We start from the raw sequence: 25,974 nt of genomic DNA on the forward strand, positions 1-25,974 counted from the left end.
CCGTCCGGGCCGCCGCCCCGGCCGCCCGCCGCGGGCCGCGCGTGGGATCCTGAGCCCCATGACGGATCCGGGGAACCACGGGCGGCGCGCGGCGGTAAGGAACAGCTACGACGCCGTGGCGGAGGCGTACCTCGACACCATCGGCGGCGAGCTGACGCACAAGCCGCTGGACCGGGCGCTGCTCGTGGCGCTGCTGGAGCAGACCGCGACCGGCGCGCCCGTCGCGGATCTCGGCTGCGGGCCCGGGCACGTCACCGGGTGGCTCGCGGCGCACGGGGCGGCGCGCGCGGTCGGCATCGACCTGTCGCCCGGCATGGTCGCGCTGGCCCGGCGGGACCACCCGGAGGCGGAGTTCCGCGAGGGCGACCTGCTGCGGCTGCCGGCGGCGGACGGCGAGTTCGGCGCGGCGGTCGCGCTGTACTCGGTGATCCACCTCGAACCGGCCGAGCTGGCGCCCGCGTTCGCCGAGGCGTGGCGGGTGCTGCGGCCGGGCGGGCGGCTGCTGGTCGCGTTCCACGCCGGCACCGAGGTGCGGCACCTGGACGACTGGTGGGGGCACCCGGTGGACGTGGACTTCCGCTTCCTGGAGCCGGTGCCGGTCGCCGAACTGCTCCGGGGCGCCGGGTTCGACGTGGAGGCGACCCTGGAGCGCGCCCACTACCCCCAGGAGGCGCAGACCACGCGCGCGTACGTCCTCGCCCGCCGCCCGGAGGCGTAGCGGAGCCGCGCTTGTCCTGACGTCGGCGTCAACGTCTAACGTCGGCGGCATGCGCATCGGGGAACTCGCCGAGAGAGCCGGGGTCAGCACGCGGACCCTGCGCTACTACGAGTCGCGCGGGCTGCTGCCCGCAGCCGACCGCGGCGCCAACGGCCACCGCGTGTACGGCGACGACGCCCTGCGGCTCGTGGCGCAGATCCGTACGCTCCAGGACTTCGGCTTCGAGCTGGAGGACACCCGGCCGTTCGTGGAGTGCCTGCGCGCCGGCCACCCGGCGGGCGACGCCTGCCCCGATTCGCGCGCGGTGTACCGCAGGAAGATCGCCGAGCTGGACGGGCTGATGGCCGACCTGCGGGCGGCGCGCGACCACCTGACCGCGCAGCTGGCGCGCGCGGAGGCGACGCCGTCGCCGTGCGGCGCCGGCGGAGCCGAGGGAGACGTGCCGCTTTGCGGCGGCCGGGAGGGAGTGCCGAGATGACGACGCCACAGACGACGCAGGACGTTCCGTACGTCACGGACGAGACGTTCACCGAGGAGGTGCTGCGCGCCGGCGTACCGGTGCTGGTGCAGTTCACCGCCGCCTGGTGCCCGTCGTGCAAGCAGCTCACCCCCGTCCTCGGCGCGCTCGCCGCCGAGCTGGGCGACCGGATCAAGGCCGTACGCCTCGACGTCGACCACAACCCGCGGACGACCGTGGCCCACGGCGTCCTCGCGGTGCCGACGCTGCTCGTCTTCCGGGACGGCGAGCCCGTGCGCTCGGTCGTCGGCGCCCGCTCCAGGACCCGGCTGCTGCGGGACCTCGACGGCGTCCTCTGACGCCTCGCCGCCCGCGGGCGGGAAACGCGTTGGCGAAGCGGGGCTGATCCTTGCGAGGCTCGGGGGCGTACGACCGGTTCGACCCCAGCTCAGAAGGAGTGCGCCTGTGCCTTCCGCCGTCACGCTGATCCGTTCCGCGTCCCTGTCGGACGTCGCCGAATACGCCTACGCCGCCACGGCCCCCGCCGGGGCCCGGATGGTCCACCTGGCCGGCGCCTGCCCGCTCAACGAGGACGGCTCCACCGCCGCCGTCGGGGACTACGCCGGCCAGGCGGCCAAGTCCGTCGAGAACCTGAAGACCGCCCTCGCCGACGCCGGCGCCGCCCTCACGGACGTGATCAGCACCCGCGTCCTCGTCGCCTCCTCCCGCCAGGAGGACCTGGTGACCGCGTGGCAGGTGGTACGGGACGCCTTCGGCGCACACGACGTGCCCAGCACGCTGATGGGCGTCACCGTCCTCGGCTACTACGACCAGCTGGTAGAGATCGAGGCGGTCGCCGCCGTGCTGGAAGAGGAGTGAACGGCCGCGGTCACGCCGGCGGTCGGCGGGTCCCCCCGGCCCGGGGACGCGCGGGCCGCCGATCCCCGTCGACCGGGCGCAGGCTGTGGGCGAGCACCGCGCGGATCCGGCGCACGTCCGGACCGGCGTCGGTCAGCAGGATGTCCGCGCACAGGCCGTCCGTCGCGGCGACGAGCGCGTCGACCGCGCGCGGGTCGGAGGTGTGCCGCTCGCCGATCCGCGCCACGGCGTCCCGCCAGCGGCGGGCGACCGGACGGAGGGCGGGCCGGCGGGCGGCCAGGGTGGACAGCTCGCGCTCGGCGAGCGCGCGCCCGCGGCCGTCGCCGCCCGCGGAGGCGACGAGGGCGGCGAGGCCGTCGAGGTCGTCGCCGTCGCTCTCGACGATCTCGTGGAGCCGGCGGGTGTACTCGTCGGCCACCGTGGACAGCGCCGCGACCAGCAGGTCGTCGAGGGTGGCGAAGTAGTACGCGGTGAGGCTGGTGGGTACGTCCGCCTCGCGCGCCACGGTGCGGTGCGTGACGCCGCCGGCGCCGTCGCGCTGGACGACGCGGAGCGTGGCCTCGATGATCTCCGCGCGGCGGCGCAGGCCGCGGGCGCGGCGGCCGTCGGTGACGGCTTCGGCCCGGCGGCGGGGCGCGCCCTGCTCCACGATGCGGCCTCCGGTGGGGTGGTCGGTGGGGACCAGAGTAGCCAGGGGGCCGTACGGGGCGGGGCCCGCGGCCCGGCGCCGGGACGGCGCGGGGCGGGCCCCCGCCGTCTACGTCTCCGCCGTCTCCGGCTTCGCTGCCTCCGCCGCCGTCGGCCCGATCCCGCGCAGCGCGACCGCCGCCACCACCGCGAGCACCGCCACCGCCGCCCCCGCGACCCCCGTGGCCACGTTCAGCCCCGCGACGAACGCCTCCTCCGACCGCCGCAGCACCCCCGCCGGCAACTCCCCCGCCGCACCCGCCGCGGCCGGGAGCCCGTCTTCGGCCGCCGCCCGCGCCCCGTCCGGCAGCCCGGCCGGAATCCACCCCTCCATCCGCGCCCGGTACACCACCGTCGCCACGCTCCCCAGCACCGCGACCCCCACCGCGAGGCCCAGCTCCTGCACCGTCTCCGACAGCGCCGACGCCGACCCCGCCCGCGCCGGGGGCGCCGACCCGACGACGAGGTCCGTGCCCAGCGCGGCGAGGGCGCCGAGCCCGAGGTAGACGAGCGCGAAGCCGGTGACGACCGGGCCGGGGCCGTCGGTGCGGTCGACGGTGGCGAGGAGCCCGTACCCGAGGGTGGACACGCCGAGCGTCGCCCCGACGACGTACCCCGGCCGGAACCTGCGCGCCAGCAGCGGCGCGCCGATGGCCGCGACGAACATCAGCAGCGCCGGCGGCCCCATCCACGCCCCCGCGGCCGCCGGCGACAGGCCCGTCACCAGCTGGAGGTGCTGCGTGACCAGATACATCACGCCGCCGACGCCCACCAGCCCGACCAGCAGCAGCCCCAGCGCCACCGCGAACGTCCGCTCGGCGAACAGCCGCAGGTCCACGAGCGGCGCGGCGAGCGTGCGCTGCCGTCGTACGAACCACACACCGCAGGCCGCGCCCGCCGCCAGCGCCCCCGCCGTGGCACCGCCCAGGCCCCCGGCGCCCTCCGCGGCGACGTGCTTGACCGCGTAGACCACCGGCAGGATCGCGCCGAGGGACAGCGCGACGCTCGCGAGGTCGAACGGCCCGTCCGGGCGCGCCCGGTACTCGGGCAGCAGCAGCGGCCCCGCGACCAGCACCACCGCGACCATCGGCACCGCGACGAGGAACGCCGAGCCCCACCAGAAGCGCTCCAGCAGCGCCCCGCCGACGAGCGGCCCGGCGGCCATGCCCAGCGCGAACATGGTCGCCCACACGCCGATGGCGAGCGCCCGCTGCCGGGCGTCGGCGAACATGTTGCTGATCAGCGCCAGCGTCGACGGCATGAGGGTCGCCCCGGCGACGCCGAGCGCGGCCCGCGCGGCGATCAGCGCCTCGGCGCTCGGCGCGTACGCGGCGGCCACGGAGGCGACGCCGAAGGCGGCGGCGCCGGCGAGCAGGAGCCGGCGGCGGCCGAGGCGGTCGCCGAGGGTGCCCATGGTGACGAGGAAGCCGGCGATGAGGAAGCCGTACGCGTCCATGATCCACAGGGATTGGGTGCCGCTGGGGCGCAGTTCGGCGGCGAGCGCGGGGAGCGCGAGGTAGAGGACGGTGACGTCGAGGCCGAGCAGCGCGGTGGGGACGGCGAGGACGGCGAGCCCCGCCCACTCGCGGGGGCCGGCGCGGCGGGCGACGGACGTGGTCATGCGGGGCTCCCTCGGCGTTCGGCGACCTTTCTTGAACGATAGTTCTAATTGTTGGTTAGTTCAAATTGTTGCGGAGGGAGAACGGAGAGGGTGGGGTCAGGCGGGGCGGACGGCCCCGGCGGGGAGGCCGTCGACGGTGATCACCGCGCCCCCTGCCGATTGGCGCAGGGGCGCCCTCGACACCCCCGGCGACCGGTTCGTTCACTCTGCGTATGGGAAACGGGAAACAACCACCTTCGCCTTGTTCCGCCCCGGCCCGGTACCGCACGCTGGCTGGAGACGGTGACCGAGGGCCCTTCGGGCCCGAACTCCGCAGGCGGCGGCTGGCAGCCGGGCTCACGCTCGACAACCTCGCCGCGCTGGTCCACTACAGCAAGAGCCACCTGAGCAAGGTCGAGACCGGGCAGAAGAGCCCCACGCCGGAGCTGGCCCGGTGGTGCGACACCGCGCTCGGCGCGGGCGGCGCGCTCGCCGCCCTCGTGCCGGAGCGCGCCGTGTCCGCCCGGCGCTCTCCGGCGAGCCATGACGGTGAGGTGTGGTCGTTGCGCATGCACAAGGACGGATCGAGCCGGTTCGAGGCGACGGCCGCACACCCCGGCCCCGCCGCCGACTCCGCCGCCCGCGCCGCGGCCGATACCGGGGCCGTCCTCGCGCTCGACTCCGGTGGCCTGCGCTCGGCCGCCGACGCCGGCGGAACGACACTCGTGGAGGCGTCCCGGGCCGTGTTCGCCCAGTTCCGGCGGCTCGGCCAGACCGCCGGCCCCGGACTCCTCCTGCCCTCGCTGATCGCCCAGACGCACACCACGGAGCAGCTGGCGCTGCGTTCCGGCCCCCGCACGCGGCGCGAACTGCTGCTGCTGGCGGCCCGGTTCGCCGAGTACACCGGCTGGATGGCCCAGGAAGCCGGCAACGACGAGGCCGCCCTGTGGTGGACCGACCGGGCCGTGGAGCTGGCGGCGGCCGGCGGCGACCGGCACCTGGCGACGTACGGCCTCGTCCGGCGCGCCCTGGTCAGCCTGCTCAGCGGCGACGTCGCGCGCGCCGTCGACCTCGCCGAGCACGCCCGCGACGGCGACGCGCCACCCCGTATCCGCGGCCTGGCCGCACAGCACGAGGCCCAGGGCCACGCGCTCGACGGCAACTACAGCGCGTGCATGCACAGCCTCGACCGGGCCCGCGAACTCCTCGCCCTCGACCGGCCGGACCCCGCCGAGCCGGTCATCGGCGCCTCCCACGTCCCGGACGTGGTGTCGCTCTACACCGGCTGGTGCCTCCACCACCTCGGCCGCCCCCAGCGCGCCGCCGACCACCTCGCCCGGGAGACCGCCCGGATACCGCCCCACGCCTTCCGCACCCGTACCCGCGCCGGCGTCCGGCTCGCTCTCGCGCACGCCGCGTCCGGCCAGCTGGAGCACGCCTGCGACCTCCTCCGCCCCCTCCTCGGCCAGGTGGACCTGGTCCGTTCCGCCACCATCCGCGCCGACCTCGCCCGTACGGCCCGCATCCTGGGCCGCCACCCGCGCAACGCCGCCGTACGGGAGCTGAGCCCCGACCTCACCGCCGCCCTGACCACCGCCGCTCCACGCGGCGCCCACTGACCGCACGGCAACCGGCCGACCACCCGTAACCGCACGAGAGGACATCCCGCCATGCCCGAAATCTTCATCAACTACCGCACGAGCGACGGCAAGGACGCCGCCTACGCGCTCCATCACGAGCTGACCCGCCGCTTCGGCGACCACATGGTCTTCCTCGCCGCCCAGTCCATCCCCGCCGGCGAGGACTACAGCAACGCCCTGACCAAGGGGGTACGCCGCAGCAGCGTGCTGCTGGCGCTGATCGGCCACCGCTGGGCCGACGCCGTCCACCCCGAGCGCCCGGGCATCCGGGCGCTCGACCACGAGGACGACTGGGTGCGCCGCGAGATCGAGGAGGCGTTCGCCCACGGCGTTGCGGTGGTCCCCGTCCTCATCGGCCGCAACACCGAGCAGCTCGACCCCCGCCGGCTCCCCGACAGCATCGCCCGGCTGGCCGACTGCCAGTACATGCGCTTCACGTTACGAACCGCGCGCCACGACCTCGCGCTCATCGGTGACCAGCTCGCCAAGCAGGTCCCCGGACTCGCCGCCGCCGACCGCGGCTCCCAGCCCGCCGCCCCGGACGACCCGCCCGCCGGGCCGGCACCCGACGACGGCACGCCCCGCGACCCCGGCCCCGGCATGCACAGCAGCGGCCAGCACGGCGGCATCGGGAACATCAGCGGCCGCATCGGCACCGTCGTCGGCGAGGCGAACGCCCCGTTCCACACCGGCTCCGGGGACCACATCGACGGCACCCAGGTCAACGGCGACGGCAACGTCGTCGGCGGCAGCGGCCACGGCGGCATCAACCAGAACTTCGGCCCCGCGCGCCGCCGCCGCCGGGAGGACGACCGGTGACGGATCTCGGCACCTTCGTCTCCCGGGCCCACGGGCCGGTCCACACCGGCCCGGGCGACCAGCACATCTACATCGCGGCGATGACCGAGGCGTCGCAGCGCCTCGGCAACCGGGGCAAGGACCCCCGTACCCTCGCCCAGGAGCAACTCACCTTCGTGTACCAGCGCTTCGTCCCGCCCCGCCGCCTCGGCGAGGCCCGCCGCCTGCTGAGCGAGCACCGCACCGCCGTCATCTCCGGCAGTCCCGGCTCCGGCCGGCACACCGCCGCGCAGATGCTTCTGTACGAACCGACCGCCGCCACCGGCATTCATGAGGTGGACCCGGAGATCGGCGAGGACGGAGGCGTGACGCTGGACCGGCGGGCCGTCGCCGAAGGCGACAGCCTGCTGCTCGACCTGTCCGACCGGGAGGCGACCCGCCTGTCCGGGCTCCAGGGGGAGCTGTCCGCCTTCCGGTCGGTGGTCGAGGAGCGCGGAGCCCGGCTGGTTCTCGTGCTGTCGCCGCACCTCGACGCCTACCTGACCCCGGAGCTGCACCGGCTGACCGTGCACCTGGAGCGCCCGCGCGCGAACGACGTCCTGATGCGCTACCTGCGCCGCGCGCAGATCACCCCGCCCCCGGCCGCGCTCGCGGCCCCCGCCCTGGCCGGTTTCCTCGCCGACGCCCCCATGCGCGACGTCGCCCGCCTCGCCGACGGCATCCGCCGCGCCCGGGACGCCGCGCCCACCGGGTCGTTCGACGACTGGTGGCCGGAGGAGCTGGCACAGCTCAGGGAGGACGACCCGGAGGGAGTCACGTTCGTCAGCACGATGACCGACGGCCGGCAACGGGCCCTGGCCCTGACCGTCGCGATGCTCCACGGCGCCACGCCGGACACCCTCTACCACGCCGTGACGGCCCTGCTGGCGGAGCTGAAGCACCCCGAGGACGAACGTCCCCGGCTGGACCGGGCCGACCTCAACACCGAGCTGAGCACCCTCGGGTGCGCGCCGGGCCCGGGCGGCCACGTGCGCTTCACGGAGGCTCGCCGGGAACGGACCGTGCTCGCGCACTTCTGGTCCTACTTCCCCGATCTGCGGAAGTCGTTCCGCACGTGGGCGGCGTACTGCGTACGGGACCTGCGGCTGGACCGCGCCGAGAGGGACCGGCTCATCGAGCGCTTCGCAGAGCAGGCGTTACGCACCGGCCACCCCGAGGAGCTTCTGCAGCTCGCCCGCGACTGGACGGTCGCCGGGAGGCAGGGGCTCGTGCCGGAGGCCGCCCAGGCGTTGGCGGCCGGGCTGCGCCACGACGTGCACGGCCGCACCGTACGGCAGCAGATCCTCACCGAACTGCGTGCGGAGAAAGGCGGCCTGCCGCGGGTGTACCGGCTGGCGCTGACGGTGGTCTGCTCCCGGGTGATGGCCGTCGGCCACCCGGACCAGGCCCTCGTCCGCCTGCACCACCTCGCCCGCCTCGAAGACGACCGCGAACGCCGCCCCGCGCTCGCCGCCCTCCTCGACCTCGCCGTGAGCGAACCCCGCCTCTGCGCCCTGCTGCTCTCCCGCCTCACCTCCCACGGCATCGGCCCCACCGGCTTCCGCCCGGCCGAGGCCCGCGTCTTCCTCGCCCTCGCCGACGCCGTCGCCCGGCGGCCGGACCTGTGCACCCGCCACGCCGCCCGCGGTCGGCTGGCCGACTGCTGGGCCGCCGTGTTCGCGCACGGCTCGTACGAGGAATGGACGCCGTACGTCCGCACCTGGCTGGACGCCGCCGGGGCGGACGGCGTCCGCGGCCACCGCGACGTGCTGCTGAAGACGCTGGCCGCCGCCGCGGCCCCGTACCCCGCGGCCGCCGGCCGGACGTTCATGGCCGCGCAGGCGTGGGCAGGGGCGCCCGGCGACGACCGCGCGCGGCGCCGCGAGACGGCGGACCGCTACCGCCGCGAACTCGACGCCGCCCAGGGCATCGGCGCCCAGCCCGGCCCGCCCCCGACCCCGCCCCCGGACGGCCCACACCCCGGCACCCCGCCCCCCAACCCACCGGAGGCCCCCCGATGAGTTCCGGCCACCGCACCCTCACGGTGTTCCTCACCGTCATCTGCCTCCTCGTCCTGACGATCGCCGCCCTTGCCACCGGCTGGCCCCGCCACCTCTGGCCCGCCTTCGGCGCCGTGGCGCTGGCCGGCGCCGTCGCCGCCCTCCGGGCCGGCGGGCGGCGCGGCGCCCAGATCCCGGTGGAACACACCCTGGAGCCCGACCTCCCCATCCCGCCCCCGCCGCGCCAGGAGCACCGGGTCACGAGGATCGCGCTCCCCAGCGCCGTGCCCGACTACGACTTCCTCTTCTCCGCCACCGTCCGCTGGATCCCACAGGAGTGCGAGAGCCCGCACTTCGACCCCTGCGGCCTCGCCGTGCACGCCGTCCTGCTGCGCGCCCGCGAGTTCGCCGCCCGGCAGTCGCCGCGCTCGCCCGCCATGGCCCAGCACCAGCTGAACGGCGTCCTGAGCGTCATGGAGCCGGACTCCTCCGGCCGCGTCCTCGCCATGGCGAAGGACGTCGTCCTCACCCTCTCCGACTCCGACCGGGAGCGGCTGAGCACACTGTCGAACGTACGCAAGGGCGAGGACGTCTGGGAGCACGAGCGCAACTACGAGCGGAACAAGCGCATGTACCTCTCCGACGACGTGCTCAAGGACCCCGGCAGCGCGGTCGTCTGGTGGCTCGCGCGCAACGACGAGCACGTGGAAGAGGCGGTCGAGCGCATCGGGCTGCTGGCGCGGCTGTCGGCCGCGGCGAACAACAGCGAGGTCGCGCCGCCGTTCCGCGACCTGGTGTACGAGCCGGAGCCGGACGCGCCCCCGGAGCCGGAGGCCGCGTACGGGCCGGAGTACGCGTCCGAAGGCCCGGCCGTGGCCCCCGAAGAGTGGGTGGCCGAACAAATGATGCGCTGGCTCGGGTTCAACGACGACCCCGAGATGGTCCTCCTCGCCGCGCGCCTGGCCGAGGGCGTGCGGATCGCGGGCAGGAAGGACGAAGCCGACAAGTTCCTCCGCCTCTTCGCCGACCCCGGACCTCCGCCCGGCGAGGACGGCCCGCACGTGCCCGCGAGCTGAGAAGGAACTCGTCCGCCCGGGGGACACCGGCGGCCAACGGGCGCATCCCCGCCGGCATCCGCGCACTCGGCACGCCGCGGCTCCGGAACCAGGGCCGCGGCGACTTCTTCGTCCCCACGGACTTCGTCAACCGACGCCGGGGCGCGGCGGATCCGGCGCCGGCGTGACACGGCGCGCGGCACCGGCGCGCGTCCGCGGGTGGCGCGCGCCCCGTCCCCGAACGCATCCGAATTCACGCCGGAGGCTCCTACAACCCCCGTGGCGCGTCACGGGTCTTACCGGGTATCCGGGGCATGAACCGTATGCTTCTGAAATCCCTCTGTGTCCAGAAAAGGGAGTACAGCTATGCGTTCCACCCGACTCAGGAAGTTCGCCCTCGCCGCCGCCGCCACCGTGCTCGTCCTCACCCCCGCCGGAGCCGCCTACGCGGGCAGCGGCCCGGCGCCCGAGCCCGCCGGCAAGAGCGACCGGGCCGCGACCACCGCGCCGACCGCCCAGGGCAACCCCGAGAGCAAGCGCGCCCGCGCCGCCGGGGTCTGCGACGACGCGTACCAGATCGGCGCCACCGGCTACATCAAGCGCGGCGGCGCGACCATCGCCTCCGTCAAGCAGTTCTATTCGAAGGAGTGCAACGAGAACTACGGCTACCTGTGGGTGTGGGACAGCTTCCGCAACGGCGCGGAGCCGTACGACCTGAACCTCGGCGTGTTCAGCTACGACCGGGACATGGTGCTCGGTGAGATCACCATCTCCGACACCAAGCTCCAGGAGCTCTGGACGACGGGCACCGACACGGCGGCCGAGTGCACGGCCGCCGTCGGGACGCTGCGCCCCGAGGGCGTGCCGCTGCCGGCCCAGGCGGCGTCCGAGAAGCGCTGCTGACGGCGCTCCTCCCGTACGCAGGCGGGTCCGCGTCCGCGCCGCGGGCCCGCCGGCGGGACCGGCCGCCCCCTGCGCGGTCGCTGCCGACGTGCCGGTGAAGCACGCGCAGGCACCGCGCAGGCGCGCCGTTCAGGCGGCGAAGGCGTCGACGCCGGTCAGCTCCGCCGACAGCGCCCACAGCCGCGCGGCCTCGTCCGGGTCGGTGGCGTGGGCCGCGACGCCCGGCCGCATCTCCCGCCCGCCGCCCGCGTCGGCGGGCTCGGCGACCTCGCAGTCCTCGCAGTACACCCCGCCCAGGCCGGTCAGCCGCGGCGCGGTCGCCGCCCACACCTGGGTGGCCGCGCCCTGCTCGGGGGTCTTGAAGCCGTCGACGAGGTTGCCGTCCGCGTCGAACCAGCCCTGCGCCACCTGCTCCTCGTGCGGTACGTGCCGCGCGAGGTCGGTGAGGATCATCCCGGGGTGGACGCTGAAGGCCCGTACGCCGGAGTCCCGGCCGAGGGCGTCGAGGTGGCGGGCGAAGAGCGCGTTCGCGGTCTTCGACTGGCCGTACGCCGCCCACTTGTCGTACGGCTCGGCGCGGAAGTGCGGGTCGTCCCAGCGGATAGGGGAGAGGTGGTGGCCGCGGGACGACAGGGCGACGACGCGGGCGCCGCCGTCCCGTACGAGCGCGGGCCGGAGGTGGGCCGCGAGGGCGTAGTGGCCGAGGTGGTTGACGGCGAACTGCCCCTCCCAGCCGCCGGGTCCGACGCGGGTCTCGGGGCTGGCCATGACGCCGGCGTTGGCGACGAGGAGGTCGACGGAGCGGTCCGAGCCGAGGAGGCGGTCGGCGAAGCGGCGGACGCTGCCGAGGTCGGCGAGGTCCAGCTCCTCGACCTCGACGCCGCCGCCCTCGTCGCCCTCGCCGCCGAGCCCGGCCAGCGCCTTCTCGGCGACGTCGCGCCGCCGCGCCGGTACGACGACGCGGGCCCCGGCCCGTACGAACGCGCGGGTCGTCTCCAGCCCGAGGCCGACGTAGCCGCCGGTGACGACGGCGAGCCGGCCGCCGAGGTCGACGCCGCGCAGGACGTCGGCGGTGGTGCTCCGGGCGTGGAAGCCGGAGCCGGTGGGCTGCTGCGGTGTGGTCGTGTGCGTCATGTCCCGGACGCTACGACTTGGAGGACTCTCTAGCGCAAACCCGGCGCGGCGGCCGTCGCGCCGCCGGTGAGGAGGGCGGTGCCGAGGGGGGTGAGGGAGTGGTGGACGCGGTTGCGGAGGCGGGTGCTGGTGATCAGCCCGGCGCGGCGGAGCACCGCGGCGTGCTCGCTGGCGGAGGAGGCGGACACCCCGGCCCGGCGGGCGAGTTCGGAGGTGGTGCAGGGGCCGCCGAGGCTCTGCAGGACGGCGGCGCGGGTGTGCCCGAGGAGGTGCGCGAGGCTCTGGGACCCGGGGGTACGGCCCGTATCCCCGGCACCGCCGGCCGTGTCCGCCCCGGCGGGCGCCTGCGCCGGGTAGACGAGGACCGGCGGCAGCGAGGAGTCCGCCAGCGCGACCGGCAGCCGCCGGCAGAAGTACGACGGGACGAGCAGCAGCCCGCGCCCGCCGAGGTGGAGGTCGCGGTCGGCCGGGTAGTCGACGGTGAGCACCGGCGGCAGCCACCGCAGCGCCGGGCCGAAGGTGCGCAGCATCGCGTCCGTACCCGCGACCGTCTGCGTCTGCGCCCGCCACAGCCGGTCCTGCTCCGTACGCGCGCTGATCCACGGCCACGCCGGCCGCAGCACCGACCCGTGGTACGCGCGCAGCGCCCGCCCCAGGCGCCGCAGGCTCTCCGGCTCGCCGTCCGCCAGCGGCCGCAGCCACGCGGGCGGCGCGGGGCGGGCCGCGAGCCGGGCCAGTTCGGCGCGGAGCCGCGGCCGGGGCGTGGACCGTACGGCGTCGATGCCGGACTCCAGGGCGCCGCCCGCGGAGGCGGCGGGGGTGAGGAAGTCGGGGAAGTAGCCCCGCGGCGGCATCACCGGGCGCAGTAGCCGCAGCGCGGAGCGGCCGGCCGCGCAGTCCCGCGTACGCCAGGCGCGCAGCGCGGGGTCGGGGCCGCCGCCCTGCTCGCTGAGCTGGTGGACGCTGAGCACGGTCTCCCAGAGCGGATCCGGTCCGTCGGCGACCCGCGTACGCGCCAGGTCGGCCGCGGTGAAATGTACGCGCAGCACAAGCCCTCCCCGTTCCGTGCCCCGTCCGCCGGGCACGACCCCCGGTCCCCGGGTCCCGCGGCTCCGCGGTCCCGGGGCCTCGCCGCCGGCGCCGACGGGCCCGGACCCCCGTGCCGGACCCGCCGGTGCCGGCGGTGCGGAACGGCCCGGGAACGACCGTTCTCAACGGAGAGTAGTGTGGAGAACGACCGTTCTCAAGCGGCCGGACACCGCCGGGACCCGATCGGGACAGCGCCGGTACGTTGTGAGCGGCGGGCGACGACGGGAGCGCAGGACATGGACGCGGACAACGAGGCCGCCGGGCAGCGCGTGCTGGAAGCGGCCGACCGGCTCTTCTACGCCCACGGCATCCGCGCCGTCGGCATGGACCGCATCCGCGACGCCTCCGGCGTCTCCCTCAAACGCCTCTACCGCTGCTACGCCTCCAAGGACGAGCTGGTCGAGACCTACCTGCGCCACCGCGACCGCCGCCTGCGCGCGGCGCTGGCGGACTTCGTCGAGAAGGAGGCCACCGGCGACCCGCGGGAGCGCGCGCTGGCGGTCTTCGACTGGCTGCACTGGTGGTCCGGCGAGCCGGGCTTCCGCGGCTGCCCGTTCACGAACGCCTTCAACGAGATCGGCGCGGAGAGCGCCCGCGCCGCCGCCGCGGTCCACGACCACCAGCGTGCCGTCGGGGCGTACCTCCACGGCCTGGTCGCGGCCACGGGCACCGGCGACCCGGACGCCGTCGCCAACCGCTTCCTCGTCCTCTACGCCGGCTCCCTCACCGCCGCCGCCATCTCCCGCAGCACCGCCCCGGCGCGGTACGCGCGCGAGGCCGCGGCGGTGCTCCTCCCCCCGGACCCCGCGCGTACGTGACCGGAACCGGCGCCCGGGCCCGGCACCGCCGCGCGCTTCGGCGCGCGCATTTCGCCCCGTACCCGGCCCCGCGTCACACGTGACCCGCCCGGCGTGTCAGCTGGGCGGGTCGCCGGACGCCGGTGGCCGGTCAGCGCAGGAACGCGAACGCCGAACCGAGAATGGGGCCGGACATGAAGATCAGCAGTATTTCCGGAGTTGTCTACCGGGTGCGGGACCTCGACAGAACCACGGAGTTCTACGAGACGCTGGGCTTCCGCATGGGCAAGAGGGACGAGCGCACGGCTACGTGCTACGTCAATTGGTTCTGGGTGACCTTCCTTGCCGATGACGGCGCGGACGGCGGGAACGGGGACGGGGGCGCCGGGGCCGAGCCGGGGCCCACGCTGTACCTCAAGGTCGACGACCTCGACGACTTCTACGGCGCCGTGCTCGCCCACGGCTTCAGCCCGTCCACCGAGCCGGGCAAGGGACCCACCGGCCGCCGGGAGTTTCTCCTTCTCGACCCGGACGGCAACAGGCTCGCGTTCTTCACGAAATAGCGCACTGACCGCGCCGGCCGCGGAAACTCCCTCCCGGCCGCCGGTCACACTCCCGCGCCGGGCCGTGTCAGGGGGGCACTCGCGCAAGCGGAGCGCCATGGCACCACCGACCGGCCATGCGCGACGCCTGCGCCCGAACCCCCGGGAGGACGGCGGTCATGCACACACGGATGGTCGAGGACAGGCTCCGGATCGCGCGGGAGCACTCATGAGGACCGCACCCGCAGCCGGTACGGACACCGCGCAGCCGTCTCCCGCGGCCGGGGCCGCCGACCGCTACAGCCGGCTGGTCTCCGGCCGGCGCTCGAAGTGGGCCGTGTGCGCGATCTGGATCCTTCTCATCGCCGTCGGCGGCTCGCTGGCCGCCAAGCTCGGCTCCGTACAGGACAACGACCCGGAGACCTGGCTGCCCGCGAGCGCGCAGTCGACGCAGGCGGTCGAGCTGGCCGAGGAGCACTTCGCGGACAAGGACAGCAGCACGGCCGTGGTCGTCTACGCCCGCGGCAGCGGACTCACCGCCGCCGACCTGGACAAGGTCGGCGGCGACCGCGACGCCCTGGCGTCGGGCGTGGCCGTGGGCGACGTTCCGGAAGCCGCCGTGTCCGAGGACGGGAAGGCCGCGTTCGTCAGCGTCCCCCTGCGGACGTCGCCGAGCGACAACAGCGTGCTCGGCGACGGGGTGGACCGGGTCGACGAGCTCACCGGGGACGGCGTGCCGGAGGGCCTGGAGGTCAGGATCGCCGGTGAGGCCGGCAACATCGCCGACTACATCGACGTCTACTCCGGCCTGGACGCCGCGCTGCTCGGGGCCGCACTCGGCGTCGTCGCCGTGCTCCTGCTGCTCACCTACCGCAGCCCCGTCCTGTGGCTGGTGCCGCTGCTGACGGTGTTCCTGGCCGGCCAGGTGGCCGGCGCGGTGGTGTATCTGCTCGCCAAGCACGCGGGCCTCGTGGTCAACGGGCAGAGCGCCTTCATCCTGACCGTCCTGGCGATCGGCGTCGGCACCGACTACGCCCTGCTGCTGATCGCCCGCTACCGCGAGGAGCTGCACCGCCACGAGGACCGCCACGAGGCGATGGCCGTCGCCGTACGCCGCTCGCTGCCGGCGATCACCGCCTCCGCCGCCACCGTGGGCATCGCCACCCTGTGCCTGGTGTTCGGCAGCATGAACTCCACCCGCGGCCTCGGCCCCGTCGTGGCCATCGGGGTCGCCGTCGTCTACCTGGCCATGACCTCCCTGCTCCCCGCGCTGCTGGTCGTCCTCGGCCGGTGGCCGTTCTGGCCGTTCATCCCCCGCCACACGCCCGGGTACGAGGCCGGCGCCGAGAAGGAGCACGGCGTCTGGGTGCGCATCGCGTCGGCCGTGGCGGGCAAGCCCCGTACCGTCTGGATCGGCACCGCCGCCGTGCTGGCGGCTCTCGCCTTCGGCGCCACCACCGTGGAGACCGGGCAGACCCAGGCGGAGCAGTTCACCAACGAGGTCGACTCCGTCGCCGGCCAGGAGCTGCTCGCCACGCACTTCCCTGCCGGCTCCGCCGCGCCCGCCGACATCTACGTCCCGGACGGCGGCGCGGCCGACGCGCTGCGCGCGGTCGAGGACGTTCCCGGCGTGCAGTCGGCGTCCACCGCGGCCTCCGAGGAAGGCTGGACGCACCTGACCGCGGTCCTCAGCGACGCACCGGACACCGCGGCCGCCAGGGAGACCGTCGCGGACATCCGGACGGCCCTCGAAGCGGGCCCGGGGGAGAGCGCGTCGGCGGTCGTCGGCGGTCAGAGCGCCGTCGCGCTCGACACCTCCGACGCCCAGAGCGAGGAGGAGAAGCTCCTCATCCCGCTCATCCTCGGCGTCGTGCTGGTCATGCTGATCCTGCTGCTGCGGGCGCGCGTCGCCCCGCTCGTCCTGCTGGCGTCGGTGGTGCTCTCCTACGCGTCCGCCGTCGGAGCCGCGTCCCTGCTCTTCCACGCGGTCGACCACCCCCGCATCGACCGCGGACTGCTGCTGTTCGGCTTCCTGTTCCTGGTCGCGCTCGGCGTCGACTACACGATCTTCCTGATGACGCGCATCAGGGAGGAGGTCCAGCGGTACGGCCACCGCCGGGGCACCCTCACCGGGCTGACGGTCACCGGCGGGGTCATCACCTCCGCGGGTCTCGTGCTCGCGGCCACCTTCTGCGTGCTCGCGGCGATCCCGACCGTCCAGTCCCTCCAGCAGGGCCTGCTCGTCGCGATCGGCGTGCTCCTGGACACCTTCCTGGTCCGCACCCTGCTGATTCCCGCGCTGTCCCTGGAGATCGGCCCGGGCATCTGGCGCCCCGGCCGACCCGAGGCCACCCCCGCCCCGGCGGAGGAGAAGTCCGCACACCTCACGGCCGTCGGAAGCTGAGCGCTCCACGACGCCGCCGTCCCGCCGATCCACGTACGTACGAGAAGAGAGAACGATGACATCACCGATTCTGGTCACGGGGGGCACCGGAACACTGGGACGCTTCCTCGTCCCGCGCCTGCGGGACGCCGGCCGCGACGTCCGCGTACTCAGCCGGAGCGGCCACGACCACGGGAAGGAGCACGGGCGGGACGTCGAGTTCGTCCGGGGCGACCTGCTGACCGGCGAGGGAATCAACGCCGCGGTCAAGGGCGTGTCGGTCGTCCTGCACTGCGCGAGCGGCAAGAAGGGCGACGAGGCGGCGACCGGCAACCTCGTGGAGGTGGCCGCACGCCAGGCGGCGCGACCGCACCTGGTGTACCCGTCGGTCGTGGGCGTCGAGGCCCTGTCGCTCGGCTACTTCCGCGCCAAACTCCGCTCCGAGCAGGCCGTAACCGACTCCGAGCTGCCCTGGACGATCGCGCGTTTCACCCAGTTCTACGACTACATATTCTCCGGCGCCCGGTCCATGGCGAAGATGCCGGTGGTTCCGGTCCCGGCGGGCTTCCGGGTGCAGCCGATCGACCCCGACGAGGTCGCGGCCCGGCTCGTCGAACTGGCCCTCGGCGACCCGGCCGGCCGAGTCGCGGACCTGGGCGGTCCGCAGGAGTCCACCTGGGCCGACATGGTCCGCGCCTACCTGCGGGCCGGCCGCCGCCGGAAGCCGGTGCTGCCGGTACGGCTGCCGGGGCTCGCCAAGGTCAGAGCCGGCCACCTGCTGCCCGCCGGCCCCGTCACCGGCCGCAAGACCTGGGAGGAGTTCCTGACCGAGAAGCTGCACTGAACGCCGGCCGCGCCGGCCTCCCGGCGCGGCGCCTCAGCCGTCCATCGGCGTCAGCTCCACCTCGCCGAGCCGCTCCGGCTCGCCGATCAGGTCGATGCCGACGATGACCCCGCCCGTGATCGTGAAGCCGATGACGATCTTCGGCTGCCCGTGCCGCATCCACACCAGCGCGGGCGTCCCGTCCACGAGCGCCGGCCGCGCCGCCCGGGCGCGGCCGGCGAAGGTCCCGGCGACCCCCGCCGCGCCGCGCACCTCGCCCGCCGCACCCGTCGCCACCGCGGCGGCGTCGGCCCGGAGCACCACGTCGGGGTCGAGCAGGGCGAGCAGCGCCTCGAAGTCCCCGTCGCGCGAGGCGGCGAGGAACGCGTCGACGATCTCCCACCTGCGCGCGCTGTCACCCGCGGCCGCGGAAGCCCCCGCCGCGGCCCCCGCGCCCGTGGCGTCGGAGTGCACACCGGCCACGGCGCCCGCCCAGGCACCCCCACCCGCCCCGTCCGCCTCCGCGGCGTCGCGCACGCGCCGCCGGGCACGGCTGGCGAGCTGCCGGGTCGCGGTCGGCGACCGCTCCACGATCGGCGCGATCTCGGGGAACGGGACGTCGAACATGTCGTGCAGCACGAACGCCAGCCGCTCGGCCGGCGCAAGCGTGTCCAGCACCACGAGCAGCGCGAGCCCCACCGAGTCCTGCAGAAGCGCCTCCTCCTCGGGCCCGGAACCGTCCGGCCCGCCCACCCCGCGCTTCGTACCACCCGAGGCCACCGGCCCCAGCGGCTCCTCGCTCCGCGTCGCCCGCGCACGGAGCATGTTCAGCGAGACGCGCCCGACGATCGTCGTCAGCCACCCGGCGACGTTCTCCACACCGCCCGCCCCCGCACGGCTCGCCCGGAGCCACGCCTCCTGCACGGCGTCCTCCGCCTCGCTCGCCGAACCGAGCACCCGGAACGCGACCGCACGCAGGTGCCGGCGATGCTCCTCGAACCGCCGGGCCAGGAACTCCTGCTCGTTCATCGGGCGTCCTCTCTCCGTCGCACGTCGTCATCACGCTGACGTACGGGAGGCGGCCGTTGTGACGGCCGGCCACCGGACCGGTCAGGATCCGAGAAGCGCCGAGGGCCGTCCGTGCCTAGTGTGACCACCATGGACACAAAACTGCAGGTGAGCACCATCATGCTGGGCGTCGCGGACATGGCGCGCGCCAAGAGGTTCTACGCGGACGGCCTGGGCTGCGAGATCGACCAGGACTTCGGCGGCTTCGTCAGGTTCAGCCTGGGCGAGGGATCCTCGCCGCTGGCGCTCTACGAATGGGACGCGGCGGCACAGGACGCCGGCGTCTCCCCGGAAGGATCCGGCTTCCGCGGCGCCTCGTTCCACTTCATCACCGACTCCAGAGAGGCGGTGGACGAGGCCCTGCGCGCCGCGGCAGCCGCCGGCGGCACCGTGGTCAAGGAGGCGACCGTCACCGATTGGGGCGGATACTACGGCTATTTCAGCGACCCCGACGGCCACCTCTGGAAGGCCACCACCGCCACCTGACCACCCGACCCCGCTCACGGGAACAACCGCCCGAGCCAACCGACCGCCAGCCCCCCGAGCCACACACCAGGTGGCTACGCCCCCCAGACCGCACGCCCACCCGCGTGGTGCCCCCGGCAGGGCACGACGCAGATGGGCACGGTCATACCGCTGGGGGACGCAGCCGTTGGTTGCCGGGGACGGTCCGCCCCCGCCGGGAAGGGTGGTTGCCGGTGTTATTCGGCGGGTTCGGGTGAGGAGCGCCTTCGGGCGGGAAGGGCAGCGCCGGCGTAGCCCTGTTCCATCGAGAGTGCGCGGGCGGCCCGCAGGGCGGTCTCGGTGGCGCGGGTGCGGGCCAGTGGGTCCCGCATCCGCTGGCCCGCGGCAGCGAGGGTGATGCTGGACGTGGCCTGGCCGGTGGACCTGAACACGGGGGCGGACACCGCCCAGACGTCGTCGTCCAGTTCGTTCTCGCACACGTCGAAACCCTGCAGCCGAACCTGGGCGAGATGGGCGGTCACCTGCTCCTCCGTGTGCGGGGTGTCTGCGGTGTAGGCCGTCAGCTCCTGTGCGCGCAGCACCATGGCCACGGTCTCGGGTGTCTGGTACGCGAGGATGCTGCGTGCCGAGGCTGCCGCGTGCGGTGGCATGACCTGACCCACCCGGACGAACAGGCGGAGCGGGTGCACGCCCTCGACCAGGGCCACGCAGAGCAGGCGGGTGCCGGTCAGTTCGGTGAGGAACACGGTCTCGCCGCATTCCCTGGCGGCGTCTTGCATGGGGCGCGGCGGGCTGACCGCCATGCCCTGGGAGGCGATGGCCATCGTGGACAGCTCGGTGAAGGCCGGTCCGAGGAAGTAGCGGCGGTTGCTGGGGGAGCGGGTGACGTAGCGTTCTTCGACGAGCGCGGCCATCACCCGGTGCAGGCTCCCTATCGGGATGCCCAGCTCTTCGTGCAGCTGTTGCAACGACATACCGCGCACGTGGGCCGCGACGACTCGCAGGACGCGCAGCGCTCTGGTGTAACTGTCGGTACTCAGCGGTCTGTCCGTTCGTTGAGGCCAAAGGACTGCCGGGCGGGAACAGTGGGATCGTACTGATGCACTGCCCACCTGTTCACGTCGTGACCGCGGTGCCCGCCTGGGGAGGGCCGTCGTCCGAGAGCAGCGCCGCGGCGCGCACCCCCACCCGCAGCATGGCGAGTTGGGCGGGACGGTAGTCCTCCAGCCAGCCGTCGGTGGCGCGGTTGGCGTGCGCGACCAGAACGGCGCCTGCTCGTACGCCGAGTGCCCCGGCCACAGCCAGCACCGTCTCGGTCTCCATCTCCAGTCCGTCGACGCCCAGTCCGCGCAGGACGTCCATCCTCGCGGCCGCGCGTTCTTCGTGTCCGGGAAGCGGCCGTCCCTGCCCGAGGTAGTACGAGTCGACCGTGGCGAGGGTGATCTCGGTGAGCGGCTCGTCCAGGTCACGTGCCGCGCGCCGGAGGGCGGCCAGGACGGCCGGATGGGCCGCCGGCCCGGCCGCGTCGGCGGGATAGTACGAGGCGGCGCCGCTGCCCGGCACCGCCCGGGTGGCCGAGCAGACGGTGCCGGGGGCTATACGGCTGGTCAGGGCGCCCATGCCGCCGGTGCGCAGCACGCTCCTGACGCCGAGCCGGGCGAGTTCGACGACGGCGATCTCGGTGGAAGGGCCTCCGATGCCGGTCGAGCAGACCGCGATGCGCCGGCCGCCGGGTGCGCGGCCGGTACCGATCCTGAACTCCCGGTTCTGGCCGAGGACGTGGAAGTCGTCGAGCACCTCGGCGGCCAGGTCAACGCGCGCGGGGTCTCCCGGGAGCAGACAGACCGGTGGGAGGGCTTCCGCGGCGCTGACCGGGAGATGGGGCGGCGCCCCCCTGTGCCAGGGATCCTGCGCGCTTCTCGCCATCGGCGACAACCTCCGTATGAGTCCTAAGTTTCCATATATGGAAGCAGCGAGTGGCGAGTGCGTAACTTTTCGCCGTCCGGGTTGCGGCTCGCGCGGCCGTCCGTGCCGCGAGAGATCGAGTCCACGTCACGGTATACACCGAATTGCCGACCGGATCCAGGGCTTGACTGTGGCCGAGAAAGAGTCCAACCTCTGAACAACATTCTTGGAGGCATATTTTCCAGATACGGAAGTTGGGGCGCGATGCCGTGCCGGTGGTCCGGAACGACCCCGCTGAGCTCCGTACGGACACCGAGCCGCCGTGACTATTGAGGAGATCTTCATGCCACACCGCTCCATACACGCCGATCACGGGCGTCACCGTGGCGCGCGCGCCCCGGGCCCGGGACGCGCGACTTCGGGAGTGAGGTCCGCATGAACCCCCTGCTGTCGGTGCAAGGCGTCCACAAGGCCTACGCCGCTGCCAAGCGCTCGAAGGTGGTGGCTCTGGAGGATGTCGACCTGGAGGTGGGCGAGGGCGAGATCGTCGCGCTCATCGGCCCCTCAGGGTGCGGCAAGTCGACACTGCTCAGGATGATGGCCGGCCTGGACACGGACTTCGAAGGAGACCTGTCCTGGAGCGTTCAGCCGCGTCCGGGCAAGGACATCGGCTTCGTCTTCCAGGAGCCCGCGCTGCTCCCATGGCGCACCGTGAGGCGCAACGTCTCCCTGGGGCTGGAGGCACAGCGCGACACCTCGCAGCAGGGGCGCGATCGGGTGTCGGAGCTGCTCGACCTGGTCGGTCTCACCGACTTCGCCGAGTCGTTCCCCAAGGAACTGTCCGGCGGCATGCGCCAGCGCACCGCCATCGCCCGGGCATTGGCCTACAACCCCCGGATCCTCCTCATGGACGAACCCTTCGGGGCGCTGGACGCGATCACCAGGGACCGGCTCCACGACGACCTGCTGCGTATCTGGGAATCGACCTACAAGACCATCGTCCTGGTCACCCACAGTGTCGAGGAGGCCACCTACCTCGCCGACCGCGTGGCCGTGATGTCGGCGCGGCCGGGGCGTATCAAGGCCGTGCACACCGTGCCTCTGGGGCGTGAGCGCAGCCCCGAGACGAGGCAGCTACCCGAATTCGCGCAGTTCGCCGGCATGCTCCGTCGGGAGCTGGTGTGAGCAAGGACACACTCACCCGTAGGGACCGCCCCGAGCGAGCGGTGAAGCGTCCCGCCGCGTCCGGCCTCCGTGACAGCGCCGCCCTCCACAGGGTCGTACGCGTCCTGACGCCGCTCGCCTACGTGGCAGCCGTGCTGGCCGCCTGGAGCGCCTATGTCACGCTGGCCGACGTACCGTCCTATCTGCTGCCCGCTCCCGGCGAGGTGCTGGACGGGGGGCTGAACCTGGTACGGGACGGCACGCTGTGGCCCAACCTCACGTACACCCTGCGCAACATCGTGCTGGGCTTTGCCGGCGGGTCACTGATCGGGATCGCCCTGGGCTGGGTCCTGTGGGCCTCCCGCACCGTCCGGGAGATCCTCGCGCCCTACATGGTGCTGCTCCAGGCGGCTCCCAAGATCGCCGTCGCACCGCTGCTGGTGCTGTGGTTCGGGCTCAGCGCGACGTCGCAGTACGGGCTCATCCTGCTGCTGGTCTTCTTCCCGATGGCCATGGCCACGATGCTCGGGCTGAAGGATGTGCCCGCGGACATCAGCTCGCTGGGCCGGCTGCTGCACCTGTCCCGGTGGCAGTACCTGCGGAAGATCCAGCTCCCCGCGGCGCTGCCCGCACTGCTGGCCGGTGCCAAGATCGCCATCATCGACGCGATGACCGGCGCGTTCCTGGCGGAGTACCTCGCCTCCGAACGCGGCCTGGGCTACCTCATGGTGCTCGGCAACACGTCCAGTGACACCCCCCTGCTGATCGCCGCGGTCCTCATCACGGTAGCGGTCGGACTCCTCGGTTTCGGCCTCGTCTCCCTGGCCGAACGCAGGCTCCTGCGCGGACGCCGCTGAGTTTCACTCCCACTTCGCCCTAAGGAAAAGATCATGAACAGAAGGCCCCTGAAGCTGGCCGGTATCCCCGCCGTCGTGGCCGCCGCATCTCTTCTCGCCGCCTGTAGCCCCGGCTCCTCCGATGCGTCGGAGACGTCGCCCGACGGCAGCAAGAAGGTCACCATCCAGATCGACGGCGCCGCCGTGCCGTACTACGCCCCGCTGTACGCGGCCAAAGAGCAGGGCTACTTCGCCGACGAGGGCCTGGACGTCGAGTTCACCTACGGCCAGGGCTCCGACATCGTGAAGAACGTGGCATCGGGCAACGTCGACTTCGGCTTCCCGAACGGCGACTCGGTCGTCACCGCGTACGGCAAGGGCATCAAGACCAAGGTCGTGCACACCACGTACCAGGAGGGCATCGGCGCCCTGCTGTCGCAGCCTTCGGCGAACATCAAGTCCCCGGCCGACCTGAAGGGCAAGACCGTCGCCGTCACCGACCTCGGCAGCCCGAACTACATCCAGCTCCAGGCGATGCTGGAGGACGCCGGACTGGAGCTGTCCGACGTGAAGGTCCGCACCCTGGGCACCGGCGTCATCGTGGACGCGCTGAAGAACGGTCAGGTCGACGCGATCGTCTTCTCGCGCCTGCGCTACTACGCGCTCCAGTCCGCCGGGGTCGAGGTGAACCAGATCCTGAGCGACAAGTACCTGCCCTCCTTCGGCAACGTGGTCATCGCCGGCGAGGACAAGGTGAAGAACGACCCGGACACGGTCAAGGCGTTCGACAAGGCGCTGAACAGCGGCATCGAGTACACCGTCAAGAACCCCCGCGCCGCGGTGGACATGTCGGTGCAGAAGTACGCCTCGTCCTTCAAGGGCCAGGAGGACGAGATCACCACCATCGTCGAGGACCTCTTCGCCAAGAGCCTGTGGCAGTCGGACAACACCGAGAAGAACGGCCTGGGCTCCCCGGACGTCGTGCGCTGGCAGCAGGCCATCGACTCCCAGGAGCAGTTCGAACTCCTCGACGAGTCCTTCGACGCGGGTGATCTGGTGGTGAAGCCGAATGACCTCGGCTGAGACGGCCGCTCGCCCCGGCCGGACGGCCGACGCCGTCCGGCCGGTGCTGATCGGCACGCTGTCCCTGCTGGCCGGCGTCGCGCTCTGGTGGCTGGTCACGGCAGCTTTCGGTATACCGGCCTACAAGCTGCCGACCCCTGGCGCGGTGGCCGGTCACGCCTGGCAACTGGCCGGGGACGACGTGCTCACGGTGCACATCCAGCAGACGCTGGCCGAGGTGGTACAGGGTGTACTGATCGGCGCGGTCACAGGGATCGTCCTGGCGATCCTCTTCACCCGCCTGCCGCTTGCCGAACGACTGCTGATGCCCCTCGTCATCGTGGCGCAGGTGACCCCGAAGATCTCGATCGCCCCCTTGATCGTGCTCTGGCTGGGGCTCGGTGTCGGCTCCAAGATCGCCCTTGTGGCCCTGGTGTCGTTCTACCCCGTCATGATCAACATGGTGACGCGGCTGCGGTCCGTACCCAAGGGGGTCGACGACCTGGCCCGTCTGCTGCGCATCGGGCCGGTCGCCCGAGCCCTCAAGATCGACCTGCCGTACAGCCTGCCGGCCATCGCCGTGGGCCTGCGCCTGGGGGTGCTGCAGGCGGTGACAGCAGCGGTCATCGGCGAGTTCATCGGAGCACAGTCAGGGCTCGGCTACCTGGAGAAGCAGGCCCAGGACAACGACGACATCAAGCTGGTGATCATCTGTCTCGGGCTGCTCTGCCTCATGGCATGGGCCATGTACGCCCTCATCGGCTGGGTCGAGCGCGTGCTCACCGAGCGATTCGGCGGCTGACACCCGGCCCGCGGCCCCAGCTCCGCCGTTCCGCACGCCGGCCGGCGCGGCGCCCTTCCGCCCTCTCTCCCCCGATCCCCTGACGCAGAAGGCAGGCACCATGACGGAGGTCCAAGACCACGATCCCGCGACGTTCGACGACCGCGACCGGCATTTCGTGGACCACGCAGCGTTCCGGACCGACCTCGCTGTCTCGCTCGGCCCCCTGCGTCTGGCCAACCCCGTGATGCCCGCGTCGGGTTGCTTCGGCCCCGAACTCGCCGCTCTCCTGCCCGTACACGAGCTGGGCGCCGTGGTCACCAAGACCCTCTTCTCGCAACGGCGTTCCGGTAACCCCTCGCACCGGCTCACCGAGAGCGCGCAGGGCATGCTGAACAGCGTGGGAATCCCCAGCCCCGGCTCGACGGAGTTCATCCGCACGGTGCTGCCCCGCTACCGGTCGTTCGGGGTACCCGTCGTGGTGAGTGTCGGTGGCCTCGCCCCGGAGGAGTACCTGCGGATCACCGAGGAACTCGCCGACGCTCCCTGCGAGGCACTGGAGGTGAACGTCTCCTGCCCGAACCTTGAGCACGGCGGGCTCACCATCGGAACGGACGCGTCGACCGTGGAACGTGTCGTCTCCGGCGTCGTGGCGCGTACCTCGCTGCCCGTCATCGTCAAACTCACCCCGAACGTGACATCGATCGGGGACATCGCGCGCGCCTCGGAACAGGCGGGTGCCACCGCCGTGACGGTCGCCAACACCTTCCCCGGCATGGCCATCGACCTGAACGGGCGGAGCGCGGTGCTGGGCAACGGGGTGGGAGGACTGTCCGGACCCGCGGTCCGGCCCATGGTGCTGCGCCTGGTGTGGCAGGCCGCCGCGGCCGTCGCCATACCCGTCGTCGGGTGCGGCGGCATCAGCACCGCGCGGGATGTCCTGGAGTTCGTCCTGGCCGGAGCCACCGCCGTACAGATGGGTACCGCGACGTTCACCCGCCCGTACGCCATGACCCAGGTCCTGCGGGACCTTGAGGCCCTGTGCCGGGAACTCGGCATCACCCGTCTCGCCGACGAACGCGGCACGGTGCGGACCTGACTCTCCCGCACGGCCGGACCACACCCCCGGCGACCGCTGGCCTCGCACGG

At 73.5% G+C, this 25,974-nt stretch carries 26 protein-coding genes; 19 read left to right on the plus strand and 7 right to left on the minus strand.

The window, feature by feature from the left end:
- The first annotated feature begins 58 nt into the window (after positions 1–58).
- The 4 genes from ACHZ99_RS25935 to ACHZ99_RS25950 all read left to right on the plus strand — a co-directional run bounded on the left by ACHZ99_RS25935 (position 59) and on the right by ACHZ99_RS25950 (position 2,054).
- Positions 59–718, plus strand: a complete 660-nt coding sequence (locus ACHZ99_RS25935; protein WP_420307157.1) for a class I SAM-dependent methyltransferase — start codon at positions 59–61, stop codon at positions 716–718.
- 49 nt (positions 719–767) lie between these two features.
- Complete coding sequence (locus ACHZ99_RS25940) at positions 768–1,196, plus strand: MerR family transcriptional regulator (RefSeq protein WP_420307158.1); 429 nt, start codon at positions 768–770, stop codon at positions 1,194–1,196.
- Complete coding sequence (locus ACHZ99_RS25945) at positions 1,193–1,534, plus strand: thioredoxin family protein (RefSeq protein ID WP_420307159.1); 342 nt, start codon at positions 1,193–1,195, stop codon at positions 1,532–1,534. Before ACHZ99_RS25940 ends, ACHZ99_RS25945 begins: the two co-directional genes overlap by 4 nt.
- 106 nt (positions 1,535–1,640) lie before the next feature.
- Positions 1,641–2,054, plus strand: a complete 414-nt coding sequence (locus ACHZ99_RS25950) for a RidA family protein (RefSeq protein WP_420307160.1) — start codon at positions 1,641–1,643, stop codon at positions 2,052–2,054.
- A 10-nt stretch (positions 2,055–2,064) separates the two neighbouring features.
- On the opposite strand, the gene ACHZ99_RS25955 is transcribed toward ACHZ99_RS25950, so the two are convergent.
- Together ACHZ99_RS25955 and ACHZ99_RS25960 are read right to left on the minus strand one after the other, a co-directional pair.
- Positions 2,065–2,703, minus strand: coding sequence for a TetR/AcrR family transcriptional regulator (locus tag ACHZ99_RS25955; RefSeq protein WP_420307161.1), 639 nt, complete (start codon positions 2,701–2,703; stop codon positions 2,065–2,067).
- Positions 2,704–2,811: 108 nt separating this feature from the next.
- On the minus strand, positions 2,812–4,362 hold the full coding sequence (locus ACHZ99_RS25960) for an MFS transporter (protein WP_420307162.1): 1,551 nt from the start codon (positions 4,360–4,362) through the stop codon (positions 2,812–2,814).
- A gap of 212 nt (positions 4,363–4,574) precedes the next feature.
- Here ACHZ99_RS25960 and ACHZ99_RS25965 point away from each other — a divergent pair, with 212 nt between their 5' ends.
- From ACHZ99_RS25965 to ACHZ99_RS25985, 5 genes are all read left to right on the plus strand, one after another.
- Positions 4,575–5,960, plus strand: a complete 1,386-nt coding sequence (locus ACHZ99_RS25965; protein WP_420307163.1) for a helix-turn-helix domain-containing protein — start codon at positions 4,575–4,577, stop codon at positions 5,958–5,960.
- Between the two features lie 51 nt (positions 5,961–6,011).
- Positions 6,012–6,800, plus strand: a complete 789-nt coding sequence (locus ACHZ99_RS25970) for a toll/interleukin-1 receptor domain-containing protein (protein ID WP_420307164.1) — start codon at positions 6,012–6,014, stop codon at positions 6,798–6,800.
- Positions 6,797–8,839, plus strand: coding sequence for an ABC transporter substrate-binding protein (locus ACHZ99_RS25975; protein WP_420307165.1), 2,043 nt, complete (start codon positions 6,797–6,799; stop codon positions 8,837–8,839). Before ACHZ99_RS25970 ends, ACHZ99_RS25975 begins: the two co-directional genes overlap by 4 nt.
- Complete coding sequence (locus ACHZ99_RS25980; RefSeq protein ID WP_420307166.1) at positions 8,836–9,894, plus strand: hypothetical protein; 1,059 nt, start codon at positions 8,836–8,838, stop codon at positions 9,892–9,894. Before ACHZ99_RS25975 ends, ACHZ99_RS25980 begins: the two co-directional genes overlap by 4 nt.
- Before the next feature lie 345 nt (positions 9,895–10,239).
- Positions 10,240–10,776, plus strand: a complete 537-nt coding sequence (locus ACHZ99_RS25985) for a hypothetical protein (RefSeq protein WP_420307167.1) — start codon at positions 10,240–10,242, stop codon at positions 10,774–10,776.
- 129 nt (positions 10,777–10,905) lie between these two features.
- On the opposite strand, the gene ACHZ99_RS25990 is transcribed toward ACHZ99_RS25985, so the two are convergent.
- Both ACHZ99_RS25990 and ACHZ99_RS25995 read right to left on the minus strand, forming a co-directional pair.
- Entirely contained in the window at positions 10,906–11,910 is a 1,005-nt protein-coding gene (locus ACHZ99_RS25990) for an oxidoreductase (protein WP_420307168.1), read from the minus strand.
- Positions 11,911–11,939: 29 nt separating this feature from the next.
- Positions 11,940–12,959 (minus strand): helix-turn-helix domain-containing protein, encoded by a 1,020-nt coding sequence (locus ACHZ99_RS25995; RefSeq protein ID WP_420307169.1) that lies wholly within the window; start codon positions 12,957–12,959, stop codon positions 11,940–11,942.
- Between the two features lie 276 nt (positions 12,960–13,235).
- On the opposite strand from ACHZ99_RS25995, the gene ACHZ99_RS26000 reads away from it, so the two are divergent.
- The 4 genes from ACHZ99_RS26000 to ACHZ99_RS26015 all read left to right on the plus strand — a co-directional run bounded on the left by ACHZ99_RS26000 (position 13,236) and on the right by ACHZ99_RS26015 (position 17,565).
- A complete protein-coding gene (locus ACHZ99_RS26000) occupies positions 13,236–13,817 on the plus strand; it encodes a TetR/AcrR family transcriptional regulator (RefSeq protein ID WP_420307170.1) in 582 nt (193 codons plus the stop codon).
- A gap of 173 nt (positions 13,818–13,990) precedes the next feature.
- Positions 13,991–14,359, plus strand: coding sequence for a VOC family protein (locus ACHZ99_RS26005; protein ID WP_420307171.1), 369 nt, complete (start codon positions 13,991–13,993; stop codon positions 14,357–14,359).
- A 208-nt stretch (positions 14,360–14,567) separates the two neighbouring features.
- Complete coding sequence (locus ACHZ99_RS26010; RefSeq protein WP_420307172.1) at positions 14,568–16,742, plus strand: MMPL family transporter; 2,175 nt, start codon at positions 14,568–14,570, stop codon at positions 16,740–16,742.
- A 55-nt stretch (positions 16,743–16,797) separates the two neighbouring features.
- Complete coding sequence (locus ACHZ99_RS26015) at positions 16,798–17,565, plus strand: SDR family oxidoreductase (RefSeq protein ID WP_420307173.1); 768 nt, start codon at positions 16,798–16,800, stop codon at positions 17,563–17,565.
- A 33-nt stretch (positions 17,566–17,598) separates the two neighbouring features.
- Here ACHZ99_RS26015 and ACHZ99_RS26020 read toward each other — a convergent pair whose 3' ends face one another.
- Complete coding sequence (locus ACHZ99_RS26020) at positions 17,599–18,573, minus strand: sigma-70 family RNA polymerase sigma factor (protein ID WP_420307174.1); 975 nt, start codon at positions 18,571–18,573, stop codon at positions 17,599–17,601.
- A 129-nt stretch (positions 18,574–18,702) separates the two neighbouring features.
- Between ACHZ99_RS26020 and ACHZ99_RS26025 the strand changes: the two genes are divergently transcribed.
- Positions 18,703–19,098 carry a VOC family protein gene (locus ACHZ99_RS26025; protein ID WP_420307175.1) on the plus strand — a complete coding sequence of 132 codons (396 nt, stop codon included), beginning with the start codon at positions 18,703–18,705 and terminating at the stop codon, positions 19,096–19,098.
- Between the two features lie 215 nt (positions 19,099–19,313).
- Here ACHZ99_RS26025 and ACHZ99_RS26030 read toward each other — a convergent pair whose 3' ends face one another.
- A complete protein-coding gene (locus ACHZ99_RS26030) occupies positions 19,314–20,051 on the minus strand; it encodes an IclR family transcriptional regulator (RefSeq protein WP_420307176.1) in 738 nt (245 codons plus the stop codon).
- 142 nt (positions 20,052–20,193) lie between these two features.
- On the minus strand, positions 20,194–21,003 hold the full coding sequence (locus ACHZ99_RS26035) for a phosphorylase (RefSeq protein WP_420307177.1): 810 nt from the start codon (positions 21,001–21,003) through the stop codon (positions 20,194–20,196).
- 414 nt (positions 21,004–21,417) lie between these two features.
- On the opposite strand from ACHZ99_RS26035, the gene ACHZ99_RS26040 reads away from it, so the two are divergent.
- The 5 genes from ACHZ99_RS26040 to ACHZ99_RS26060 all read left to right on the plus strand — a co-directional run bounded on the left by ACHZ99_RS26040 (position 21,418) and on the right by ACHZ99_RS26060 (position 25,924).
- Positions 21,418–22,167 carry an ABC transporter ATP-binding protein gene (locus tag ACHZ99_RS26040; protein WP_420307178.1) on the plus strand — a complete coding sequence of 250 codons (750 nt, stop codon included), beginning with the start codon at positions 21,418–21,420 and terminating at the stop codon, positions 22,165–22,167.
- Positions 22,164–23,003 carry an ABC transporter permease gene (locus ACHZ99_RS26045; RefSeq protein WP_420307179.1) on the plus strand — a complete coding sequence of 280 codons (840 nt, stop codon included), beginning with the start codon at positions 22,164–22,166 and terminating at the stop codon, positions 23,001–23,003. The genes ACHZ99_RS26040 and ACHZ99_RS26045 overlap by 4 nt, the downstream gene beginning before the upstream one ends.
- Before the next feature lie 33 nt (positions 23,004–23,036).
- A complete protein-coding gene (locus ACHZ99_RS26050; protein WP_420307180.1) occupies positions 23,037–24,065 on the plus strand; it encodes an ABC transporter substrate-binding protein in 1,029 nt (342 codons plus the stop codon).
- Positions 24,052–24,846 (plus strand): ABC transporter permease, encoded by a 795-nt coding sequence (locus ACHZ99_RS26055; RefSeq protein WP_420307181.1) that lies wholly within the window; start codon positions 24,052–24,054, stop codon positions 24,844–24,846. The genes ACHZ99_RS26050 and ACHZ99_RS26055 overlap by 14 nt, the downstream gene beginning before the upstream one ends.
- A 100-nt stretch (positions 24,847–24,946) precedes the next feature.
- Positions 24,947–25,924, plus strand: coding sequence for a dihydroorotate dehydrogenase (locus ACHZ99_RS26060; protein WP_420307182.1), 978 nt, complete (start codon positions 24,947–24,949; stop codon positions 25,922–25,924).
- The last annotated feature ends 50 nt before the right edge of the window (positions 25,925–25,974 follow it).

This window comes from Streptomyces sp. MAR4 CNX-425 (genome assembly GCF_048656465.1).
In the GTDB taxonomy this organism is placed as follows: Bacteria; Actinomycetota; Actinomycetes; order Streptomycetales; family Streptomycetaceae; genus Streptomyces.